This is a genomic window from Fusibacter sp. (assembly GCF_057447755.1).
This window is the reverse complement of record NZ_JBVBZF010000179.1, coordinates 1-7,146: the sequence shown is the minus strand read 5'-3', so window position 1 is coordinate 7,146 and position 7,146 is coordinate 1. Positions and strand designations below refer to the sequence as shown.

Here is a 7,146-nt window from a genome sequence, read left to right as displayed (position 1 = left end):
GATTGTCAAAACAATACCCGTTCTGTTCTTACCTATCTCCATAACGCCCTCCTATAAATTCCTAACCTTTATAAATCGTGTTAGGTACTCTATCTAATTGCAAGGACAATGCCAAAGTTGTTCAAGCCATCACAAACTTGCATAAGCCTTGCAATTTCAACGTTTTTGATTTTTTATCCCTTTGAGTAACCAGTGTATCAAATAAAAAAAGATGTAACATATGCGTTACATCTTTTTTCGTTTAAGGCCTATTAGGCACTTAATCATCACCTAGTTATTTCTTAGTTATCTCTTGTTTGTCTCCTGTTTGTCTCCTGTTTGTCTCTTGTTTATCTTGTTCTAGTCATACTTATTTCTAGCCTTATTTTATAAAGGTTTCACCCATGAGGAATTCGTCCACATGCTTTGCAACTTCTCTGCCCTCTTTGATGGCCTTGACCACCAAGGATTGACCACTTCTCATGTCACCGGCAGAAAAAACAGCATCTAGAGAGGTTTGATATTTATTGTCCGTCTTGAGGTTACCCCTTTCATCTAGCTCAAGACCTAGATTTTCAATCATCCCCTCATACTGAGGTGAGACAAATCCCATGGCAAGTAAAACCATATCAATCTCAAGTGTGAATTCACTGTCTTCAATTGGTGACAATACCATTCTGCCATTTACATTTTCCCACTGGATGCGTTCAAGGACAACCTTCTCTACCTTTTTATCACCTTGAATTTCTTTGGTGTTAATCTCCCAATTCTGAATGCAGCCTTCCTTATGTGAAGAGGTCTCCTTGTGGAGTCTTGGGTAAAGCGGCCACGGTGTTGAAGCATCCCGCTCTTTTGGTGGTTTTGGCATAATCTCAATTTGATATACGGATTTAGCCCCCTGACGATTGGCTGTGCCGATGCAGTCAGAGCCTGTGTCACCACCGCCAATTACCAGGACATTTTTATCTTTAGCATCCAGTATGAGCCCACCCGTGTCTACATTGTGAAGGCGCTTGGTATGGTTTTCAAGATAGTCTACGGCATAGTAAATGCCTTCCAAATCTCTACCTGCCACCTTTAAGTCTCTCGGAATGGTTGATCCTCCTGTGAGTACCAATACATCAAAGGTCTTAAGCATTTCTTTGGGTGATAAGTCCTCACCCACACAGGTGTTCATCTTGAAATCAACCCCTGCTGATTTCATCAAGTCAATTCGGCGATTGATGATTTCCTTTTCAAGTTTAAAGTTAGGAATGCCATAACGCATGAGGCCTCCCGGTTCAGCATTACGTTCAAAGACCACACATTCATGACCTACGGCATTGAGTTCATCCGCCGCCGCAAGACCTGCAGGGCCAGACCCCACGATTGCAATCTTTTTACCTGTTTTCATCTTTGGAATCCTCGGCATAACCCAACCTTCCTTAAAAGCATGTTCTATAATGGTATACTCTATTTCTCTTATGGAAACGGGTTCATGATTAACCCCTAAATTACAAGATGCCTCGCATAAGGCTGGACATACCCTTGAGGTAAACTCAGGGAAGTTACTGGTTCTACTGAGCATCTCATAGGCGTGCTGCCAGTTGAAGTCTTCTGTCATCTCATTCCAGTAAGAAATAAGGTTGCCAAGTGGACACCCAAAGCTACAAAATGTCGTCCCACAGGTCATGCATCTGCCTGCCTGTGTGGACATGGTCTCTTCATCCAAAGGCTTGTAGACACTGCGATTGTCCTTGAGTCTTTGAGAGACAGGTCTCAACTTAAAATTTTTACGGCTCTCTTCATTAAAAAGCATAATGTCTTTCATATGTCTCCCCTCCTTTAAGAAATCGCTTCTAGCTTAGCGGTATCGTCCACTTCGTTGATGACCTCAAATAATGATTCATTTTGATTTTCAAGAATTTGCTTGTAGGCTGGTGATACTACGTATCTAAAGTTCTTAACGCAAGATTCCCAGTTCTCCAAGATATCAAGCGCCTTTTTTGATTCCGTATATAAATAATGCTTGCTGACGAGTGCCTTAACCTTTTCTTGCTCTTTCTCAGATAGGTCGTAGATGTTTACCATTTCAAGATTGCATTTTTTAGAAAGGGTCTGGTCTGGATCATAAACAAATACTTCTCCGCCTGACATACCTGCCGCAAAATTTTTACCGATGTTGCCCAGAACGACCACACTACCACCCGTCATGTATTCACAACCATGGTTACCGACACCTTCTACGATAGCTGTTGCGCCACTGTTTCTCACGGCGAAACGCTCACCGACACAGCCATTGATGTAAACTTCACCATCAGTTGCGCCATATAATAAGGTATTGCCTGCAATGTAGGTCTTACTTGCATCAAAGGTCGAATTTTGTGGTGGTTTCACGATGATTTTTGCCCCTGATAAACCCTTGCCAACATAGTCATTGGCTTCACCCTCTAAGACCATGGTAAGTCCCTTGGCACCAAAGGCCCCAAAGCTTTGTCCAGCAGAGCCGTAGAAGGTAAGGTGAATCATGTCTTCATCAAGACCCTTTGCACCGAAAGCACTCACAATTTTACCCGAGAGCATGGCCCCCACAGAACGGTTGGTATTCTTTATTTCAAAGGCCCCTCTTACAGAACGCTTGTATTTAATGGCGTTTTTCGAGATTTCAATGAGTTTATGATCAAAGCTTTGGTCAATACCATGATCTTGAGCCTTAACACAATAAGGCTTCATTCTCATTGGCATATCTGGCTTATAGAGCACCTTGTCAAAGTTGAGGTGCTTTGCCTTCCAGTGGTTAATTTCCTGATTTACCTTTATGACATCTATGTGACCCACCATTTCATCGACGGTTCTAAAACCTAAGTCCGCCATGATCTCTCTGGTTTCGCGCGCTATAAATCTCATGAAATTCATCAGATATTCCGGTTTGCCCGAAAAGTGTTTTCTAAGTTCAGGATCTTGTGTTGCAACTCCCAAATCACAGTTGTTCTTGTTACAATGTCTCAGCATTGTACAACCCATAATAACAAGTGCTGTTGTGGCAAAACCAAACTCCTCAGCCCCCAATAAGGCACCGACGACAATATCTCGGCCCGTCTTAAGTTGGCCATCTGTCTGTAATCTAACTCGACTCCTGAGGTTGTTGAGCAGGAGAACTTGATGCGTTTCTGACAGACCAATTTCCCAAGGAATCCCTGCTGTTTTAATAGAAGATAAGGGGGATGCACCGGTACCGCCGTCATGTCCACTGATTAAAATCATATCTGCATGTGCTTTGGCAACACCAGCCGCAATGGTTCCAATCCCCACCTCCGACACGAGCTTTACGCTGATTCTGGCATTAGGGTTTGTAGATTTAAGGTCGAAAATCAATTGTGCCAAATCCTCAATTGAGTAAATGTCATGATGAGGTGGTGGTGATATCAGGTCAATGCCAGGCGTTGAATGTCTTACCTTGGCAATATGAACGGTGACCTTGCTTCCTGGTAGATGTCCACCCTCACCTGGTTTTGCACCTTGTGCCACTTTGATTTGAAGCTCATCTGCATGCATGATGTAGTTGGTATTTACACCGAATCGAGCAGAGGCGATTTGCTTTATGGCACTTCTCTTGTCATTGCCATTAGCATCCACTTCATAGCGTTCATCGTCCTCACCGCCTTCACCGCTGTTGCTTTTCGCCCCCAAACGGTTCATGGCAATGGCAATGGTTTCATGGACTTCTTTACTAAGGGAACCAAACGACATGGCACCAGTGCAAAATCTTTTGATAATTTCACTGATTGGCTCAACTTCATCGATTGGGATTGAAGGTCTATTGCCTTTGAGTTCAAACAAGCCTCTAAGTGTAAAGAGTCCCTTTGATTGATCGTTGATTTTGCCTGCATATTGCTTGTAGATTTCATAGTCGTCAAGTCTAGTGGCCTGCTGTAATAAATAAATAGTCTCTGGATTAAAGAGATGGCGTTCGCCACCCTTTCGCCATACATGCTGTCCACCAATTTCCAGCTCATAACTTGGCTTTCTCAAACGGTTAAAAGCTTTTGCATGATTTTCAAGCGTCTCTCTGGCAATTTCCTCTATGCCGAGACCCCCAATACTCGTCGGCGTCCCTGGGAAGTATCGATCGATAAAGGTCTCGCCAAGCCCAAGTGCTTCAAATATTTGTGCCCCTTGGTAAGACTGAATGGTACAGATCCCCATCTTGGATAGGATTTTAAGCAAGCCCGAAGAAAGGGAGTTAATAAGGTTATAGCCTGCTTCTTCAGCTGTAACAGATTTGATTAGTCCTTGATTCACTAAATTTTTAGCCGTCTCAATGGCAAGATACGGATTCACTGCACTTGCACCATAACCCATGAGCAAGGCCACATGGGTAGTCTCTCTAACATCACCTGCTTCAACGATTATAGAGACCTTTGTTCTGGTCTTCTGGTCAATCAGGTGATGATGAACTGCAGATACTGCCAAGAGACTTGGTATTGCTGCCTCATAGCCATCTACCTTCTTGTCGCTTAATATGAGTAAATTGTAACCTTCATTTACGCGTTTTGATGCGCGTTCACAAATGAGGTTTAGTGCCTTTTTAAAGCCCTCTACCCCCTCATCTGCCTTGAAGGTAATTGGAATTTTTGTCGCATTGAAATGTGCATTTCTAAGTGCTTTGATCTTACGGGTCTCAGCATTGGACAAGACAGGCGTTTCCAGTCTGATAAAAGGTAAAAAGCTGGGTTTTTCATCTAAAAAGCTGGATTGAGTCCCCATGCACTTCATAAGTGACATGACGATTTTTTCTCTAATCGGATCAATTGGTGGATTTGTAACCTGGGCAAAGAGCTGTCTGAAATAAGCAAAGAGGGTCTGTGTCTGGTCTGAAAGCACTGCAAGCGGTGCATCATTTCCCATGGACCCCAGTGGTTCCTTGCCAGTTTCGGCCATGGTCCTAATCACGTGGTTCACATCCTCTAGGGTATAGGCAAATGCCGCCTGCTTCTCAAGAAGATTTTCATCTCTTAAGACGTAGTTTTCCTCGTTGTTTGGTAAATCATCCAAGCAAACTTTTGCCTCTTTCAACTTGGTCTCATAAGGGTGTCTTGAATAGACGGACTCTTTAATCTCATCATTTCTAAGCAGTAGACCTTTTTCTGTATCCACAATAATCATCTTTCCAGGCTCAAGTCTACCTTTTTCAAGGACATCCTCAGGGCTGAACTTCAAAACGCCAAGCTCAGATGCCATAACCATAAGACCGCCTTTGGTAATGACGTATTTTGCTGGTCTTAGACCATTTCTGTCAAGTGTCGCGCCTACTTGTACACCATCACAGAAAAACACAGCTGCAGGTCCATCCCAAGGCTCAATCAAAGAACTATTAACTTCATAAAAGGCCTTCAACCCTGGTTCCATATTCAAATCATTTTCCCATGCTTCAGGAATCAGTGTCATCATGGCTTTTGCATTGCTATTATTATGTTTTACAAGGAGTTCAAAAACATTGTCAAGAGAAGCAGAATCACTGCCATTTGGCGTCACTATTGGATAGAGTTTTGAAAAATCCTTTCCATATATGGAAGACTTCAAAACGCCTTCTCTTGCATTCATCCAATTTCGGTTTCCCCTAATGGTGTTGATTTCACCGTTATGGGCTATATATCTGTATGGATGCGCCAAATCCCACGTTGGGAAGGTGTTGGTAGAGAATCTTGAATGCACCAGCGCTATGGCACTCTTAAAATTAACATCCTGCAAGTCTATGAAGTATGGTCCGATCTGGTCAGGCAGCAAAAGCCCCTTATAAACGATTGTCTCACTTGACATGCTGCAGATATAAAAATATTCTGTGCCCTTTTTGACAAGTGCCTTCACTTCGTTTTCTGTTCTCTTTCGGATTAGGTAAAGCTTTTGTTTAAAGACTTCTAAATTTTCGATTTGTCCGAGGCCTATAAAGACCTGTCTGATGTTTGGTTCAGTACCTCTTGCGGTCTCGCCGATCATGCCGTTGTCTGTTGGTACAGTTCGCCATCCTAAAACACATGCGCCTTCTTCAGTGACAATACGCTCAAGAATGCCCTCGCATTGATATCTAATGGCAGGCGATTTCGGCAAAAAGACCATGCCCACGGCATACTGTCCTTTAGCCGGTAACTCAATGCCCTTGTGTTCACAAATGACTTCAAAAAATTCATGCGGTATTTGGAACATGATTCCCGCACCATCACCTGTGTTTGGGTCAGAGCCTGCTGCCCCTCTATGCGTCATGTTAACAAGTATTTCTATACCTTTTTTCACAATTGTATGGCTCTTATCACCGTTGATATTTGCCACAAAGCCGACACCACAATTGTCTTTTTCATATTCAGGACGATATAAGCCCTGCTGGTCAGGTAGCCCCACTGATTTCATAATATTACCCCCTAAATTCTAACCGTCTTTTTGTATACAGTATACAATGTAAAAAGGTGCAAAAATTAGAGACCTATTCACTCTCCTCAAAAGTAACTGATGAAATTACTTTGAACACTGCACTGTATTTTCTAAAAATTTCGATAATTTTGAATATTATATATCGCTTTCTTGCAAACTTCAATATGTTTTTGATACATATTTAGTCAATTTAATGCATTTTTTATCTTTTGTTTTTTTATGTTCGTCCCATGTGGACATTTGATAAAAAGATTGTTAAGTATTAAACACCTTGAAATTACTATGTATCCATTTGTGTACACTATTCCAAAGGAATATACCAATACGGAACATTATACACGATTGTATAATAGCATTTTGCAATACAATCATCCAAAACTTTCATTTTACGAATTTAAACACAAGTGTTTTATATTTTGAGAATGAGGTATAAAATAAACACATTTGTAAAACAACCACTAATAATGTTGTACTTGTTTTAATGAGAGGAGATTTGAAATGGCTATTATTGCGTATATGAATTTTAGAGACAAATCAAAGGAAGCTGCTGAATTTTACGCAAGAGTATTTGGGTCGGAGATGCCAAAAATAATGTATTATGGCGATATGCCCCCTGATCCATCATACCCAATGACCGAAGATGTAAAAAAACTTGTTATGCACACCGAGATTAAACTAGGTGAAGATACCCTTATGTTTTCTGATGTTCCTCCAGACATGCCTTTGACCATGGGAAACAACATCAGCTTGTTGATTTCGATC

Annotated in this window: 3 protein-coding genes; 1 reads left to right on the top strand and 2 read right to left on the bottom strand. The window is 41.8% G+C overall.

The annotated features are described in order from the left end of the window. Positions 1–361 precede the first annotated feature (361 nt). Positions 362–1,789 carry a glutamate synthase subunit beta gene (locus AC220I_RS15615; RefSeq protein WP_486724788.1) on the bottom strand — a complete coding sequence of 476 codons (1,428 nt, stop codon included), beginning with the start codon at positions 1,787–1,789 and terminating at the stop codon, positions 362–364. A 14-nt stretch (positions 1,790–1,803) separates the two neighbouring features. Beyond that, positions 1,804–6,363, bottom strand: a complete 4,560-nt coding sequence (gltB, locus tag AC220I_RS15610; protein ID WP_486724787.1) for a glutamate synthase large subunit — start codon at positions 6,361–6,363, stop codon at positions 1,804–1,806. A 519-nt stretch (positions 6,364–6,882) separates the two neighbouring features. Here gltB and AC220I_RS15605 point away from each other — a divergent pair. Next, on the top strand, positions 6,883–7,146 hold a 264-nt coding region (locus AC220I_RS15605; protein ID WP_486724786.1), incomplete at its 3' end, for a VOC family protein.

What these genes read in the sequence shown, in the direction of transcription:
- AC220I_RS15615 (WP_486724788.1), bottom strand. Translation starts at nt 1,789, where the DNA reads ATGAAAGACATTATGCTTTTTAATGAAGAGAGCCGTAAAAATTTTAAG.
- gltB (WP_486724787.1), bottom strand. Translation starts at nt 6,363, where the DNA reads ATGAAATCAGTGGGGCTACCTGACCAGCAGGGCTTATATCGTCCTGAA.